The 16396-nt window shown below is 55.9% G+C and carries 15 protein-coding genes; 6 read left to right on the top strand and 9 right to left on the bottom strand.

Translation table 11 applies throughout. The features are described from left to right. The first annotated feature begins 128 nt into the window (after nucleotides 1–128). The 3 genes from glyQ (at nucleotide 129) to AM379_RS08960 (ending at nucleotide 5011) form a co-directional block, all read left to right on the top strand. Nucleotides 129–1040, top strand: coding sequence for a glycine--tRNA ligase subunit alpha (gene glyQ / locus AM379_RS08950; RefSeq protein ID WP_014168125.1), 912 nt, complete (start codon nucleotides 129–131; stop codon nucleotides 1038–1040). 9 nt (nucleotides 1041–1049) lie between these two features. Beyond that, nucleotides 1050–3119 (top strand): glycine--tRNA ligase subunit beta, encoded by a 2070-nt coding sequence (gene glyS / locus AM379_RS08955; RefSeq protein WP_014168126.1) that lies wholly within the window; start codon nucleotides 1050–1052, stop codon nucleotides 3117–3119. 272 nt (nucleotides 3120–3391) lie between these two features. Further along, on the top strand, nucleotides 3392–5011 hold the full coding sequence (locus AM379_RS08960) for an ABC-F family ATP-binding cassette domain-containing protein (RefSeq protein ID WP_106503624.1): 1620 nt from the start codon (nucleotides 3392–3394) through the stop codon (nucleotides 5009–5011). Between the two features lie 46 nt (nucleotides 5012–5057). Here the strand turns inward: AM379_RS08960 and AM379_RS08965 are convergent, their stop codons facing one another. Next, nucleotides 5058–5345, bottom strand: a complete 288-nt coding sequence (locus AM379_RS08965; RefSeq protein WP_014168128.1) for an HTH-type transcriptional regulator — start codon at nucleotides 5343–5345, stop codon at nucleotides 5058–5060. A 331-nt stretch (nucleotides 5346–5676) separates the two neighbouring features. Between AM379_RS08965 and AM379_RS08970 the strand changes: the two genes are divergently transcribed. Both AM379_RS08970 and cspE read left to right on the top strand, forming a co-directional pair. Continuing rightward, the gene (locus AM379_RS08970; protein WP_020882641.1) at nucleotides 5677–6387 is read left to right on the top strand and encodes a DUF3053 domain-containing protein; all 711 of its coding nucleotides are present in this window, start codon (nucleotides 5677–5679) and stop codon (nucleotides 6385–6387) included. Between the two features lie 245 nt (nucleotides 6388–6632). Next, on the top strand, nucleotides 6633–6845 hold the full coding sequence (gene cspE, locus AM379_RS08975; RefSeq protein WP_014168131.1) for a transcription antiterminator/RNA stability regulator CspE: 213 nt from the start codon (nucleotides 6633–6635) through the stop codon (nucleotides 6843–6845). Between the two features lie 58 nt (nucleotides 6846–6903). Here the strand turns inward: cspE and ghrB are convergent, their stop codons facing one another. The 6 genes from ghrB to AM379_RS09005 all read right to left on the bottom strand — a co-directional run bounded on the left by ghrB (nucleotide 6904) and on the right by AM379_RS09005 (nucleotide 12891). Continuing rightward, nucleotides 6904–7878 (bottom strand): glyoxylate/hydroxypyruvate reductase GhrB, encoded by a 975-nt coding sequence (ghrB, locus tag AM379_RS08980; RefSeq protein ID WP_014168132.1) that lies wholly within the window; start codon nucleotides 7876–7878, stop codon nucleotides 6904–6906. Between the two features lie 26 nt (nucleotides 7879–7904). Then, the gene (locus AM379_RS08985; protein ID WP_020882640.1) at nucleotides 7905–9185 is read right to left on the bottom strand and encodes an MFS transporter; all 1281 of its coding nucleotides are present in this window, start codon (nucleotides 9183–9185) and stop codon (nucleotides 7905–7907) included. Nucleotides 9186–9293: 108 nt separating this feature from the next. Further along, the gene (locus tag AM379_RS08990; RefSeq protein WP_014168134.1) at nucleotides 9294–10232 is read right to left on the bottom strand and encodes a sugar kinase; all 939 of its coding nucleotides are present in this window, start codon (nucleotides 10230–10232) and stop codon (nucleotides 9294–9296) included. Between the two features lie 3 nt (nucleotides 10233–10235). Then, entirely contained in the window at nucleotides 10236–10985 is a 750-nt protein-coding gene (locus AM379_RS08995; RefSeq protein ID WP_032679355.1) for a sugar phosphate isomerase/epimerase family protein, read from the bottom strand. A 103-nt stretch (nucleotides 10986–11088) separates the two neighbouring features. After that, nucleotides 11089–12105 carry a LacI family DNA-binding transcriptional regulator gene (locus AM379_RS09000; RefSeq protein ID WP_032679356.1) on the bottom strand — a complete coding sequence of 339 codons (1017 nt, stop codon included), beginning with the start codon at nucleotides 12103–12105 and terminating at the stop codon, nucleotides 11089–11091. Between the two features lie 123 nt (nucleotides 12106–12228). Next, on the bottom strand, nucleotides 12229–12891 hold the full coding sequence (locus tag AM379_RS09005) for an OmpA family lipoprotein (protein ID WP_014168137.1): 663 nt from the start codon (nucleotides 12889–12891) through the stop codon (nucleotides 12229–12231). A 212-nt stretch (nucleotides 12892–13103) separates the two neighbouring features. Between AM379_RS09005 and AM379_RS09010 the strand changes: the two genes are divergently transcribed. Continuing rightward, a complete protein-coding gene (locus tag AM379_RS09010) occupies nucleotides 13104–15383 on the top strand; it encodes a molybdopterin guanine dinucleotide-containing S/N-oxide reductase (RefSeq protein WP_236900329.1) in 2280 nt (759 codons plus the stop codon). Here AM379_RS09010 and AM379_RS09015 read toward each other — a convergent pair. Both AM379_RS09015 and tag read right to left on the bottom strand, forming a co-directional pair. After that, nucleotides 15352–15792 carry an N-acetyltransferase gene (locus tag AM379_RS09015; protein ID WP_032679358.1) on the bottom strand — a complete coding sequence of 147 codons (441 nt, stop codon included), beginning with the start codon at nucleotides 15790–15792 and terminating at the stop codon, nucleotides 15352–15354. The genes AM379_RS09010 and AM379_RS09015 overlap by 32 nt on opposite strands. Further along, nucleotides 15770–16351, bottom strand: a complete 582-nt coding sequence (tag, locus tag AM379_RS09020; protein WP_014168140.1) for a DNA-3-methyladenine glycosylase I — start codon at nucleotides 16349–16351, stop codon at nucleotides 15770–15772. Before tag ends, AM379_RS09015 begins: the two co-directional genes overlap by 23 nt. Nucleotides 16352–16396 lie beyond the last annotated feature (45 nt).

A 16396-nucleotide genomic window follows, 5' to 3' on the forward strand; every position in this document is an offset into this window, starting at 1 on the left:
GCTGCCTGGCGTGGTGGCTTATTTCCCCAATTTTCCCTAAACAAACCCGTTTCGTACTGTATATCTTGCAGGCAGCGGGTATACTGGTCCCTTCCATTTAAAACCACACGTATCCAGCACGACATACTATGCAAAAGTTTGATACCAAGACCTTCCAGGGCCTGATCCTGACCTTACAGGATTACTGGGCTCGTCAGGGCTGTACCATTGTTCAACCTTTGGACATGGAAGTAGGCGCAGGCACTTCACACCCAATGACCAGCTTACGCGCGTTGGGGCCGGAGCCAATGGCGACTGCTTATGTGCAACCTTCACGTCGTCCGACCGATGGCCGTTACGGCGAAAACCCGAACCGTCTGCAGCATTACTATCAGTTCCAGGTGGTGATTAAGCCATCGCCAGACAACATTCAGGAACTGTACCTCGGGTCACTGAAAGAGCTGGGTATGGATCCAACCATTCACGACATCCGCTTCGTGGAAGATAACTGGGAGAACCCAACGCTGGGTGCCTGGGGTCTGGGTTGGGAAGTGTGGCTGAACGGTATGGAAGTGACGCAGTTCACTTACTTCCAGCAGGTTGGCGGTCTGGAATGTAAACCGATTACCGGCGAAATCACCTACGGTTTGGAACGTCTGGCCATGTATATTCAGGGCGTAGACAGCGTTTACGACCTGGTCTGGAGCGACGGCCCGCTGGGTAAAACCACCTACGGCGACGTGTTCCATCAGAACGAAGTGGAGCAATCCACTTATAACTTCGAATACGCGGATGTGGACTTCCTGTTCACCTGCTTCGAGCAGTACGAGAAAGAAGCGCAGCAGTTGCTGGCGCTGGAGTCTCCGCTGCCACTGCCTGCTTACGAGCGTATTCTGAAGGCCGCCCACAGCTTCAACCTGCTGGACGCCCGCAAAGCCATCTCCGTGACTGAACGTCAGCGCTACATTCTGCGTATTCGTACCCTGACCAAAGCCGTTGCAGAAGCGTACTATGCGTCCCGTGAAGCCCTTGGCTTCCCGATGTGCAACCGAAACAAATAAGAGGCGGCCATGTCTGAGAAAACTTTCCTGGTGGAAATTGGCACCGAAGAGCTGCCACCAAAAGCCCTGCGCAGCCTGGCTGAATCTTTTGCTGCGAACGTGACTGCTGAGCTGGATAACGCTGGCCTGGCACACGGTAAAATTGAATGGTTTGCTGCTCCGCGTCGTCTGGCGCTGAAAGTGGCGAACCTGGCGGCGTCTCAGCCGGATCGTGAAGTTGAAAAACGTGGCCCGGCGATTGCTCAGGCGTTTGATGCTGAAGGCAAGCCAAGCAAAGCGGCTGAAGGCTGGGCGCGTGGTTGTGGTATCACCGTCGATCAGGCTGAGCGTCTGACCACCGATAAAGGCGAGTGGCTGCTGTACCGTGCACATGTGAAAGGTGAAAGTGCGCAAGCGCTGCTGCCTGACATGATTGCCACGTCGCTGGCCAGGCTGCCGATTCCAAAACTGATGCGCTGGGGCGCAAGCGACGTGCACTTCGTACGTCCTGTGCACACCGTGACGCTGCTGCTGGGCGATACTGTTATTCCGGCTACCATCCTGGGTGTGGCGTCCGATCGCGTGATCCGTGGGCACCGCTTCATGGGCGAGCCTGAGTTCACCATCGACAATGCTGACCAGTATCCGCAGATCCTGCTGGAGCGCGGTAAAGTTATTGCTGACTACGAACAGCGTAAAGCCAAAATCAAGGCGGATGCGGAAGACGCGGCGCGTAAGATTGGCGGTAAAGCGGATCTGAGCGACAGCCTGCTGGAAGAAGTAACCTCTCTGGTTGAATGGCCAGTGGTACTGACCGCGAAGTTCGAAGAGAAATTCCTGGCCGTGCCGGCTGAAGCGCTGGTGTACACCATGAAGGGTGACCAGAAGTACTTCCCGGTTTACGCCAACGACGGCAAGCTGCTGCCAAACTTCATCTTCGTGGCGAACATTGAATCAAAAGATCCGATCCAGATTATCTCCGGTAACGAGAAAGTGGTGCGTCCACGTCTGGCGGATGCCGAGTTCTTCTTCAACACCGACCGTAAAAAGCGTCTGGAAGATCACCTGCCACGTCTGCAGACCGTGCTGTTCCAGCAACAGCTGGGTACGCTGCGCGACAAGACTGACCGTATTGCGGAGCTGTCTGGCTGGATCGCACGTGAAATCGGTGCGGATGTGAACCACGCAACGCGCGCGGGTTTACTGTCCAAGTGTGACCTGATGACCAACATGGTGTTCGAATTTACCGACACCCAGGGTGTGATGGGGATGCACTACGCGCGTCACGACGGTGAAGCGGAAGATGTGGCCGTGGCCCTGAACGAGCAGTATCAGCCGCGCTTTGCGGGTGACGCGCTGCCGTCTAATCCGGTGGCTTGTGCGGTCGCGATTGCCGATAAGATGGACACCCTTGCAGGTATCTTTGGCATCGGCCAGCATCCAAAAGGCGACAAAGACCCGTTTGCGCTGCGTCGTGCTGCCCTGGGCGTGCTGCGTATCATCGTTGAAAAGAACCTGAACCTGGATCTGCAGACCCTGACTGAAGAAGCGGTACGTCTGTACGGTGATAAGCTGACCAACGCCAACGTGGTCGACGATGTGATCGACTTTATGCTTGGTCGCTTCCGTGCGTGGTATCAGGACGAAGGTTACACCGTCGATACCATTCAGGCGGTACTGGCACGTCGTCCAACCCGTCCGGCAGATTTCGATGCGCGTATGAAGGCGGTTTCCCACTTCCGTACGCTGGAAGCGGCATCTGCACTGGCCGCGGCTAACAAGCGTGTCTCTAACATTCTGGCGAAATCCGACGAAACGCTGAACGAGCGTGTGAACGCTGCGACGCTGAAAGAGCCAGAAGAGATCGCCCTGGCGATGCAGGTTGTGGTACTGCGTGACAAGCTGGAGCCGTATTTCGCCGAAGGCCGCTACCAGGAAGCCCTGGTGGAGCTGGCGGAACTGCGTGATGTCATCGATGCCTTCTTCGAGAAAGTGATGGTGAACGTGGAAGATAAAGAGCTGCGTATCAACCGTCTCTCTATGCTCGAAAAACTGCGTGAGCTGTTCCTGCGCGTGGCGGATATTTCGCTGCTGCAGTAACGTGCATGTGCCCGGTGACGGGCCAGCAGATGAGAAAAACCCGCTTCGGCGGGTTTTTTTATGTCTCGTTTTTTTGTGGACCAGCTAAGCGCAGTGCAATCGCCTAAAAATTCACCTTGAAATGGTCAGCAAATTACCGTTATCCTGTTTCTCGTTATATTTCTCCCTCAGGAGCGCATCCCGAAAATGAACAAACACGACTGATGAATTTCGATCCTTGCTAAACGCGACCGCGTCGGCAGGGGATGTTTTGATTTCATTCAGGAGTGCTTATGGCTCATTTTGCGCAATCCCCTTCTTTTATTTTGCATCAGGTGACCTGTCAGTTTGCGACGGGCGATACCCTTTTTGGTCCGCTGAATCTTTCTCTGGCGCCGTCACTGTGCGCGCTGGTTGGCCGCAATGGCAGCGGTAAAACACGTCTGCTACGTTTGCTGGCAGGGTGTGATGAACCTGCCAGCGGTCATATCGAACGTTTTGCAACGCACGCTTATGTGGCACAACAGCCCGATATCTCCCCGCGAACCACGCTTGCTGAGCTGCTGGGGTATGAGGCGATTTTTGCGGCGCGTAAGCGCATCGACAGCGGTGACTACCAGCCCGATGATTTGGCGTTACTCGACGGACACTGGGATGTAGCAGACCGTCTGAGCGAGGCGTTTTTCCACGCAAAACTTCCACCATTTGACCCGGATAAATCAGCCATGGAACTCAGTGGCGGCGAGCGCATTCGCGCGTTGCTCTGTGGCGCGTTTACGTCTGATGCGGATTATCTGCTGCTGGACGAACCCACCAACCATCTCGACCGGCAGGGACGTGAGTGGTTCTACGACCAGCTCGCCCGTTATCAGGGGGGCGTGCTGGTGGCCTCCCACGACCGTGAACTGCTGGCGAAGGTACCGCGTATTCTTGAACTGAGCGCCTCGGGTCTTCGCCACTACGGTGGCAGTTACGACGACTATACGCATCAGCGGGACGCCGAACAGCAGGCAGCCCGTGCGGCACTGGAACATGCGGCAACAGAACGCAAACGCACCCGCGCACGGATGCAAAAAGAGCATGACGAAAGCCAGCGGCGTTCGGCGAAGACGTTACGTACGGTCGATAACCTTAATATTGCCTCGTTCGAGCGGGTCAAATACAAAATGGCCGCCAAAGAGCGCATTGGCGCGTGGAAAAAACAGCATGGCGATCAACATGAAGCGCTGAATGCCGCGGTGAACAAGGCCCGGGAGCGAGTTGAAGAGGAGAATCCGGTGATGTTCACGTTGCCTGGAAGCCAGATTGCTGAGGGGAAACAGGTGCTGGTGATGGAGGGGCTGGTGCTGCCACACGTCACTCTCCCGCCGACCAACTGGCGGATGGACGGACCGATGCGCGTGGCGCTAAAAGGGCCAAACGGCTGCGGTAAATCGACGCTTTTAAAAGCCATTCTCGGCGAAGTGGCTCCGCTCTCAGGAACGTGTAAGGTATCGGTAAACTGCGCTTATCTCGATCAACATCTGTCGCAGCTCGATCTTTCGCAGTCGGTGATGGCACATCTCAATCTGAGTCATACACCTCTGGAAGAGGGTGTGCTGCGAACCCGTTTAGCGCAGCTTCAGTTGGGCGCTGACAAAGTGGTGCTTCCGCTGGCTGAGCTGAGCGGCGGGGAACGTCTCAAGGCTGCTCTGGCCTGTGTCTTGTGGCGTGAAGACGCTACGCAGCTTTTACTGCTGGATGAACCGACCAACCATCTGGATCTGGCCTCGGTCGAGGCGATTGAAGCCGCACTGGCCGGTTTTCCCGGGGCATTGCTGGTGGTTTCTCACGATGAGGCTTTTTTGCGGGGGTTAGCATTGACGCATGAACTGGTCTGGGAAGAGGCGGGTTGGCGCTGTGCCCCCCTTTAAAACACAAGCCCCCGCAAAGGCGGGGGCGGTAACTCACTTTACTGCATCATGCTATATGCTTGCTGAGTGCAGGGTTGGCCTGAATCAGGCGCATCAGCTTTAGCTCGGTTGGGGTGGGTTTTTCGCGTTTTGACTCCCACTCCTGCACCATAGCCACGCTGACACCCATCGCTCTGGCGAATTCTTCAGTTTTTAATCCAGTCCCTTTGCGCAATTGCTCATATTCTTTAAAGGGATTGGATCTTTGTTGCAGGGTTAACGTCTGCGGTACATCTTTAAAAATAATCTGTTCCAGGCTGCTCAGCAGCTCAAGCTCAGGATCTTTATATTCCATTGAGGACTCCTCTTAAATCACATACCGGGATCAAGAACATCAGAGAGCCTGTTAAGAATAGTCCCTAATACAAACGACGGATCGTCACGGATGTGATTAATCGTGCGGTAACGATCGCTTTATGCGTTTCAGCCGTTGCCACGGTGAGACTAATTACCTGATTACGCTTATGTCGGCTTCGCCAGGTATTTTTTTGTAAATAGTAAGAAATAAAACGGCAATAGCCGTTTTGCATGAAAAGAGTATCTTGCAGGGCTGACCTGGACTATCCTTGTCAGCGTCGGGCACGCATGTGCCGGTGTGCGCTTTTTTGGGTGAAAGGAGTAATGAAATGGCGACAGGAAAGTCCTGCTCTCGCTGGTTTGCGCCTATTGCGGCGTTGTTGATGGTTGTTAGCCTGAGTGGGTGTTTTGATAAAGAAGGCGATCAGCGCAAAGCGTTTATCGATTTTCTACAGAATACGGTGATGCGCAGCGGTGAACGGTTGCCGACGCTGACTGCGGATCAGAAAAAACAGTTTGGCCCCTTCGTGTCTGATTACGCCATTCTTTATGGTTATTCACAGCAGGTGAGCCAGGCGATGGATTCCGGTATCCGTCCGGTTGTGGATAGCGTGAACGCTATTCGCGTCCCGCAGGATTACATGACGCAACGTGAACCGCTGCGCCAGTCCAACGGTGCGCTCGGCGTGCTGAGCCAACAGCTGCAGAATGCGAAAATGCAGGCGGACGCGTCACGTTCCGCGCTGAAGCAGGGCGACGATCTCAAACCGGTCTTCGACAAAGTGTATGAGAAAGTGGTGTCGAAACCTTCTGAAGCGATGCAACCGCTGATCCCGGCCGCGCAAATTTTCACGCAGCAGCTGGTTCAGGTGGGGGACTTCATCTCCCAGCAGGGCACTCAGGTGAGCTTTGTGGCCAACGGTATTCAGTTCCCGACCTCGCAGCAGGCAAGCCAGTATAATGCGCTGATTGGGCCACTGGCCTCCCAGCACCAGGCCTTTAGTCAGGCGTGGAGTGCAGCGGTCGCTGCCACAGAATAAATCGGAAAACCCCGCCTCAGGCGGGGTTTTTTATTCCGGGCGAAAATAACGCTTGTTATTCTTCTACCACATCGGTATAACTATACAGGTCGGTTTGTTACACAGACCTAAAGCAGTTTAGTAAAGCAGTCCAGATTGTTATCCATAGATACCCTTCGTAGTGACCCTTCCTTCATCGCTTAAAAATCTGTAACACAATCCATCAAGCCGGAAGGCACAATATATTTGTTAATTAAGGTAATTCTATGTCTGCTAAAATGACTGGTCTGGTAAAATGGTTCAACGCTGATAAAGGTTTCGGCTTCATCACTCCTGACGATGGCTCTAAAGACGTGTTCGTACACTTCTCTGCTATCCAGAACGAAGGCTACAAATCTCTGGATGAAGGTCAGAAAGTTTCCTTCACCATCGAAAGCGGCGCTAAAGGCCCAGCAGCTGGTAACGTTGTAAGCCTGTAAGCTTCCAACCCAGTAGCACAAATTTTAAAAACCCGCCTTCTGGCGGGTTTTTTCATTTCTATCGCTGAACCTGCGGGTTAACGCAGTTGATTTCCACCTTTCCGCTAAGGGCAGCGATCAGGTTGTCTACCGCGGTTGCAGCCATGTTATAGCGTGTTTCATGGGTTGCTGAGCCGATGTGGGGCAGGGCCACCACGTTGGGCAATGAAAGCAACGGTGAGTCCACCGGCAGCGGTTCCTGTTCAAACACGTCAAGACCGGCAGCATGGATCTCACCCTGTTGCAGAGCCTCAATCAACGCCTTCTCATCCACCACCGGGCCACGACCCGCGTTGATGAAAATGGCCGTTTTCTTCATTTTTTCAAACGCCTCTTTACCGATAAGATGACGGGTTTCGTCCGTCAGCGGCAGGATCAAACAGACAAAATCGGCTTCCTGCAGCAGCGTATCCAGCTCGCAGTAGCGGGCGTTAAAACGTTCTTCGGCTTCACTGTGATGACGACGCGCGTTATACAGAATCGGCATGTTAAAACCAAAATGTGCGCGCTGTGCCAGGGCCAGGCCAATACGGCCCATGCCAACGATGCCCAGCGTTTTGCCATGAACATCCACCCCAAACCAGTCCGGACCAATGCTTTTTGTCCATTCGCCAGCTTTGACGCGATCGGCCACTTCGACCACACGACGCGCCGTGCTGAGGACCAGCGCCATCAGCGTGTCGGCCACGGTCTCCGTCAGCGCATGTGGCGTATGCATCAACAGGATCTTGCGGGCGTTAAGGGCATCCACGTCGAAGTTGTCATAGCCCACGGAAACGGTAGAGGTAGCACGAAGCTTCGGCATTTTCTCCAGCAGGGCGACATCCACTTTTTCGCTTGAACCCAGCAAACCTTCGGCGCTGGCGAACGCATCGGCGTGCTGTGCCACGGTTTCCGGGCTGAGGTTCTTCACCTGGGTAACGGTGAAGTGTTCCTCAAGGCGTTTCTGCAGATCTTCCGGCAGTGCTTTATACAAAATGACGGACGGCTTCATGCTAATCTCCGTTGATTTTTAAGGATTCAGGCGTGGCGTGCGCCGACAGGTAATTGTTGATTATTAGCAGGCTTAACAATCAGAGTAAGCCACACGGAGGCGAAAAGCGCTACCCCCATAAATATGTACGATGCGGACGGGCTGCCGGTTGCTCCGTTCAGGTAACCCACAAACCAGGAGCCGCAGAACGAGCCCAGCGCTCCCATACTGTTAATCAGTGCCATCGCGCCGCCTGCGACGTTACGCGGCAGCATCTCCGGGATGATCGCAAAGAACGGTCCATAAGGGGCGTACATTGCCGCACCCGCAATCACCAGCAGGGTGTAAGAGACCCAGAAATGGTTCGCGCCGACGGCCCAGGAACCAATGAAGGCAAAGGCAGCGATCAGCAGCAGCGGCCAGACAAACAGCTTACGGTTCTGCATTTTGTCCGATGCCCATGACGCAATGATCATGGCGATTGTTGCTGCGAGGTAAGGCACGGACGACAGCCAGCCCACTTCCACCATGCCAAGGTTTTCACCGGCATTGCGGAGAATCGATGGCAGCCACAGTACGAAACCGTACACGCCAATGCTCCAGGTGAAATACTGGGCGCAGAGCAGAATCACGTTACGCGAGCGGAATGCTTCGCCGTAGTTACGCACCGCTTTCAGGCCTTGCTGTTCTTTATCCAGCTGCGCCTGCAGAGCGGCTTTTTCATCTTCGGAGAGCCATTTCGCCTGCGCAGGTTTATCTTTTACCAGCATCCACCAGCAGAATGCCCAGATAACCGCTGGTACCCCTTCGATAATGAACATTTCACGCCAGCCGAAGGACTGGATCAGGTAGCCAGAAACCACCGACATCCACAGCACGGTGACCGGGTTACCGAGGATCAGGAAAGTATTGGCTCGTGAGCGTTCGGATTTGGTAAACCAGTTGCTGATATAAATCAGCATCGCGGGCATTACCGCTGCCTCAACGACCCCAAGAATAAAGCGAATGGCTGCCAGAGCAGGAATATTATTCACCACGCCGGTCAGTGAGGCGCAGGCACCCCACAGGATCAGGCAAACGAAAATCAATTTGCGGACGCTGCGACGCTCCGCATAGATAGCGCCGGGGATCTGGAAGAAGAAGTAGCCCAGGAAGAAAAGGGCACCCAGCAACGAAGAGATACCTTTGGTGATCCCCAGGTCTTCGGTGATCCCTGCCGCGGACGCGAAACTGAAGTTGGCACGATCAAGGTACGCCAGGCTGTATGTGATAAACACGATTGGCATGATGTACCACCAGCGTTTTACTGCATTGGTCGAACTGTTCATAGGCTTGCCTCTGTTGTTGAGGTTTGTACCGCCGTTGTATGTAGGGTACACGGTGGTTTGTTTTGTTTCCCCCTGACCTACCTGAGGAGAGGGGGAGGGAAACGGAATTTATTCGTTCAGCTGCGCGCGGGTCGGTAATCCTTCACTGTCGCCCTGCACCTGGATTGCCAGCGAGCCAATTTTATTGCCCCGGGCGACGGCCTGCTGCAGCGGTTTGCCTTCCAGCAGGGCACTAATGACCCCCACGGCAAAACCATCGCCAGCGCCGACGGTATCAACCACGTTATCAACCTTCACGGCCGCGACTGCGCCTTGCTCGCCGTTAGCTGTTTTAAACCAGGCGCCATCGGCGCCGGTTTTCAGCACCACCGCTTTTACCCCTTTGTTGAGGTAAAAATCGGCAATCCCTTCAGGGGTGTTTTTACCGGTCAGGATCATGCCTTCTTTCACACCCGGCAGAACCCAGTCAGCCTGAAACGCCAGACGGTTCAGCTTCTCGACCATTTCCGCTTCGCTTTTCCACAGTACCGGGCGCAGGTTAGGATCGAATGAGATCGTTTTCCCCTGAGCCTTCATGGTGGTTGCGGCATGATCCAGTAATGCATACGAGCTGGCTGAAAGCGCAGCCGCCACGCCGCTCAGATGCAGATGGCGTGCGGAGGCGAAATAGTGGGCGTGGTAATCCTCGACTGAGAGGTGGCTCGCCGCAGAGCCTTTACGGAAATACTCCACAATGGGATCGGTTCCATTTTCGACTTTCGATTTAAGCTGGAAACCGGTCGGGAAGCGTCCATCAAGGGTGACGCCGGAAGCATCAATGCCCTCTTTTTTCAGCGAATCGAGAACGAAATGGCCAAAGCTGTCATCACCCACGCGGCTGACCCAGCCGACGTTCAGACCCAGGCGCGCCAGGCCGGTCGCGACGTTCAGCTCAGCCCCCGCCACGCGTTTGATAAAGTGCTCCACCGTACTCAGGTCGCCCGTTTCGGTGGCGACAAACATCGCCATGGCTTCGCCGATAGTGATCACATCCAGCGTCTTGTGCATGGTTTACTCCTCACGCAGCAGGTTTACGTAATGACGGGTGACGGCGGTTAAATCCGCCCCTTCCAGCGGGAACTCGATACCACGCGGGGCATCGGCGGGCAGCTGGCAAAGCAGATCCAGCCAGCGCGCATCGGCCCGATCCGGCGCCACGGCGCGGAAATTTTCTTTATGCGGCACGGCGGCTTTAACGTGGATATAGCTCACTGCAGAGGCCAGATGGCGCGCGGCTTCTTCCGGGGAGTCGCCCACCCACAGCCAGTTGCCCATGTCGAACGTCAGCGTGACGGGCAGCGCCATGTCCCGGCAGGCGGCTTTGAAGCGCTGCATCGGCGCAAGCTGGCCGCAGTCGGTCTGGTCGTTTTCCACCACCAGGGCCATACCGCTTTCATCGAGCAGGGCACGCAGGGCGTGAAGCGGCTGGGTGTCGCTGAAATGACCCAGCGAGACCTTGAGCCACAGCGCATTCAGGGTACTGGCTTCGCTGAGATAACGGGGCAGGTCAGGGTTGAGGGTGCCATCGGGCATAAACAGGGCCGCAGGGGCGGAGTAGCATGCCAGCAGGCCCAGCAACTCAATGGATTCACCCAGCGCGGGCAGCGCCAGCAGCTCTTCGCTGTTGAACAACTCGCGGCGGATCTCGACGCCGTCGGCACCCGCGCCCGCAATGACGGGCAGCATTGCCCGTTGACCACCTGCCTGTCGCACCTGTTCCGCGCCATACGCGGCGGTGACCACCATGATTTTTCTGCCCATCGTCGGACTCCATCGCAATACATCAATACTATTACGCTAGATGGAACCGGTTCCAAAGAAAAGGTCAGGATGTTGAATTTATGATCGGTATCACAAGGGAAAATTAACGGGCGGTGGAGCCGCGAACAATCAACTCGCCGGAAAATACCTGCTCGCGAACGGCATCGCTGGTGCCTTCAATACGACGAACCACTTGTTCAACAGCGGCATAGCCAATCTGCCAGGTGGGTTGTTTGAGGGTGGTGATCCCGACGCCAGCCAGTTCTGCCCACTCGAGTTCGTCGAACCCCAGCAGACCGATATCGCTTCCCCAGTGCAGGCCAATGCGCTTAAGCGAGCGGGCAACCTGCAGGGTCAGCGCCCCGTTGGCAGAAATAACGGCTTTACGCATTCCGCGATGGCGGGTGTGGAACTGCCGCAGGGTATTGTCGAGCTGATCGGCTTCGTGGAGGGGCGTTTCGGCATTCTCGGCAATCACGCCGGGGTAACGCTCCAGCGTGGCACGAAACGCGCTCAGTCGCTCACGACGGGTGTTGACCATGCCCAGAGGTTCGCTCAGAAACAGGATGGCTTCAAAGCCCTGTTCAATCAGATGCTCAGTGGCGGTTGTCGCCGCCTGAGTATTATCCAGCCCGACGACATCGCAGGCGAATTCCGGGATTTTGCGGTCGATAAGAACCATCGGCAGGGAGGATTGCTGAAGGCGGTTTAAGCCCTCTTCACGCATGCCCACGGCATTCACCACAATCCCTTCGACCTGATAGCTGCGCAGCAGATCCAGGTAATGCAGCTCCTGATCGACTTCGTTGTTGGTATTACAGACCAGCGGCGTAAAGCCCTTTTCGCGACAGGCGGCTTCAATTCCGCTCAATACGTTAACGGAGTAGGGATTGGTGATATCGGCGATGATAAGCCCGATAAGACGGGTACGACCCCGTTTGAGCCCGCGCGCCATAAGGCTCGGGCGGTAGTCGAGATCGGCAATGGCTTGTTCAATACGAGCGAGCAACGCATCGGACAGCAGGTGTTTCTCGCCGTTGAGGTAGCGTGAAATGCTGGTTTTACCGGTTTTGGCGGCTTTCGCCACGTCGCTGATTGTGGCCCGTGTTGGTTTGCTCATCGCTGAATTCCCTGAAGTGAGTGAGAACACCTTAGCGGGAAAATTAGCGATGGCAAGCGGTTCATGCCGACGTGGCGGCATGATGCCCTTATCCCCCTCTCCCCTGGAAGAGGGGGGCAGCCCTTACTGAATTGGGCTTAAGGTAATCTCAACGCGACGGTTCTGCGCTTTGCCTTCCGCCGTGCTGTTGCTGGCGATAGGGTTTGCAGGGCCCATGCCGCTGGTGCGGATGCGGTTTGCTGCAACGCCCTGCGTGATCAGCGAGCTGGCCACAGAATCGGCACGCTGCTGAGACAGACGCATATTCAGATCCTGGCTGCCGGTGCTGTCGGTATAACCGATCACATTCACCGCAGTCTTGTTGTACTCTTTCAGCACCATTGCCACGCCGGTCAGGGTATTCGCCCCCGCAGGTTTCAGCGTTGCGCTGCTGCTGTCGAAGGTGACGTTGTTTGGCATATTCAGGATGATGTTATCGCCGCTGCGCGTCACGCTCACGCCGGTGCCTTTCATTTTGTCGCGCAGTTTTGCTTCCTGCACATCCATGTAATAACCCACGCCGCCGCCCAGGGCTGCACCTGCCGCTGCGCCAATTAACGCGCCTTTGCCGCGGTCTTTCTTGGAGGAGGAGAGTGCGCCCACACCAGCCCCTACCAGCGAGCCGAGACCCGCGCCGATGCCGGATTTACCTGCTTCGCTTTCACCGGTGTAAGGGTTTGTTGTGCAGCCAGAAACAGCCAGTGCACCGCTCACCAGAGCGGCAATAACGAATACGCGTTTTTTCATCTTATTTCCTTAATCCTTTTTATTCTTTGCCACGACGCGCGTGGCAGTTGATTATGACGTCCAGATACGGAGAAAATTCCGGGTATAACTCTGAAATTTGTGACAAACCATAAACTGCCTCACTAAGAAGGCCGTAAAACCTGCACGCAACCAGGAGCGCACGCTTGAGCACCTCAACAAAAACGATTCTGACCGCCGCCCACTGGGGGCCGATGCTGGTCGAAACCGATGGCGAAAATGTTCTGTCGTCTCGCGGGGCATTGCCAACGCAACATCCCAACTCTTTACAGACCGTCGTTCGCGATCAGGTGCACAGCAAAACGCGCGTGCGCTGGCCGATGGTGCGTAAAGGATTTCTGACGTCGCCAGACAAGCCGCAGGGGATTCGTGGTCAGGATGAGTTTGTCCGGGTGAGCTGGGATGACGCGCTGGCGCTGATCCATGCGCAGCACAAACGTATTCGCGACACGTATGGCCCGTCGTCCATTTTTGCCGGATCTTACGGCTGGCGTTCAAACGGCGTGCTGCATAAGGCTTCGACGTTACTGCAGCGCTATATGAGTCTGGCCGGGGGGTATACCGGCCATCTTGGGGATTACTCCACCGGCGCAGCGCAGGCGATCATGCCCTACGTGGTGGGCGGTAACGAAGTGTATCAGCAGCAGACCAGCTGGCCGCTGGTGCTGGAGCACACCGATGTGGTGGTGCTGTGGAGCGCCAACCCGCTCAATACCCTGAAAATCGCGTGGAATGCCAGTGACGAGCAGGGGATCCCGTATTTCGATGCGTTGCGTAAAAGCGGCAAACGCATCATCTGCATTGACCCGATGCGCTCGGAAACCATGGACTTCTTTGGCGACAGCGCCGAGTGGATTGCCCCGCATATGGGCACCGACGTGGCGATGATGCTGGGCATTGCCCATACGCTGGTGGAGAACGGCTGGCACGATACCGGGTTCCTCGCACGCTGTACCACCGGTTTTGACAACTTCGCCGACTATCTGACGGGCACTACAGACGGTATTGCCAAAACGGCAGAGTGGGCGGCAGAGATTTGTGGGGTTCCTGCGGCCAAACTGCGTGAACTGGCAGCATTATTCCACCAAAACACCACGATGTTAATGTCCGGATGGGGGATGCAGCGCCAGCAGTTCGGTGAGCAGAAACACTGGATGCTCGTGACGCTGGCCGCGATGCTCGGGCAAATTGGTACGCCGGGCGGTGGGTTTGGTCTCTCTTATCACTTCGCCAATGGCGGCAACCCGACCCGCAAAGCGGCAGTGCTGGCTTCTCTGCAGGGCTCGGTTCAGGGCGGTGTAGATGCCGTGGATAAAATCCCGGTGGCGCGCATTGTTGAAGCCCTGGAAAACCCGGGCGGGTTTTATCAGCATAACGGTCTGGATCGCCACTTCCCGGATATCCGGTTTGTCTGGTGGGCCGGCGGCGCGAACTTTACTCATCACCAGGACACGAATCGCCTGATCCGCGCCTGGCAGAAGCCAGAACTGGTGGTTATCTCAGAATGCTTCTGGACCGCCTCAGCCAAACATGCCGATATTGTGCTGCCGGCGACCACCTCGTTTGAGCGTAACGACCTCACCATGACCGGTGACTACAGCAATCAGCATATGGTACCGATGAAGCGCGTCGTAGCGCCGCGTGATGAGGCGCGTGATGATTTTGAGGTGTTTGCTGAGCTGAGCGAGTTGTGGGAAACGGGAGGGCGCGAGCGTTTTACCGAGGGCAAAACGGATTTGCAGTGGCTGGAGACGTTCTACCAGATTGCCGGTCAGCGCGGGGCTACGCAGGGCGTGACGCTGCCGCCATTTGCACAATTCTGGGAAGCGAACCAGATTATTGAGATGCCGGAGAGCGAACAGAGTGCGCAGTTTGTTCGCTTCGCCGATTTCCGACGCGACCCGGAGAACCATCCGCTGAAAACCGAGAGCGGGAAGATTGTGATCTACAGCGAGCGTATCGCCCAATTTAAGTATGCCGACTGTCCGGCGCATCCAACGTGGCTTGAGCCGGACGAGTGGCACGGTAATGCCCAGCCGGAACAGCTGCAGGTGTTATCGGCCCACCCTGCCCATCGCCTGCACAGCCAGCTTAACTATTCATCACTGCGCGAGCGGTATGCGGTTGCCGGGCGAGAGCCCGTGACCCTGAACAGCGCAGATGCGCGCGCGCGTGGGATCGTTGACGGTGACGTGGTTCGCGTCTGGAATCAGCGTGGCCAGGTGCTGGCAGGGGCGGTAGTGAGCGACGGGATTAAACCTGGCGTTATCTGCATTCACCAGGGGGCATGGCCAGACCTGGAGCCGAGCGAAGGCGGTATTTGTAAAAACGGTGCAGTAAACGTTCTGACCAAAGATCTCCCCAGCTCGAAGCTGGGGAATGGCTGCGCGGGGAACACGGCGCTGGCCTGGGTCGAGAAATATCAGGGACCCGAGCTTACGCTCACGGCGTTTGATCCGCCTGCCAGCTCATGATCCACGTTGGGTGCTGAGTGTCATCCTGCCAGGCGCTGTCTTCAATGCGAAAACCCTGTGCATGATAGAAATTCACCGCCCGGACATTTTTCTGGTAGACCTCCAGGCTTAAATACGGGAAGCGCTGTTGAACATGGTTTAGCAGCGCACGCCCAATCCCCCGACCAATAAAGTCAGTTGAGACAAACAGCGCGCCCACAAACTGGGACTGCATGACGCTGATAAAGCCGCGCAGCATTCCATCCTCTTCCCATACCCAGGTTTCGGCGGCGGGCAGGTAAACATCCCGCACCATACCTTCGTTCTCTTTCCAGTAGCTCGCGCTGATAAACGGGTGCGCCTCCGTGGTGCTTTCAAGCCACAGACTCAGGAGTGGCCCGGCATTATCACTTTCCCATTTGCGGATCATGGTGCCTCCCTGGATGACAGACGCAGCCGGTAACGTGGTCGTTGACCAGGCCACAGGCCTGCATAAAGGCGTAACAGATGGTGGAGCCGACAAATTTAAAGCCGCGTTTTTTCAGCGCTTTAGAGAGCGCATCCGACGCCGGGGTGGAAGCCGGGATCTCCGCGAGCGTGGCGGCCTGGGTAATTTGCGGCGTATTGTTCACAAACGTCCAGACAAATTCTGAGAACGGTTCTCCGTTTTGCTCCATCGCCAGATAAGCGCGCGCGTTACCAATGATGGCCTGGATCTTACCGCGATGGCGGATGATGCCTGCATCCTGGACCAGCCGTTCCACATCGTCCTCGGTCATGGCAGCGACGGCGACCGGATCGAACTGATGGAAGGCATTACGATAGTTTTCCCGTTTCTTAAGCACCGTAATCCATGACAAGCCCGCCTGTTGACCTTCCAGGCAGATCATCTCAAAAAGCTTTTTCCCTTCTGTCTCCGGTACGCCCCATTCCCGATCGTGATAGTCGATATAAAGCTGATCCTGGCTTACCCAACCGCAACGCTGCATCGGTTATCTCCCTTAATGAAACGGTTATCGCAAAATTTTCATTCT

The sequence above is a fragment of the Enterobacter cloacae complex sp. FDA-CDC-AR_0132 genome (genome assembly GCF_003010695.1).
GTDB classification, from domain to species: Bacteria; Pseudomonadota; Gammaproteobacteria; order Enterobacterales; family Enterobacteriaceae; genus Enterobacter; species Enterobacter ludwigii.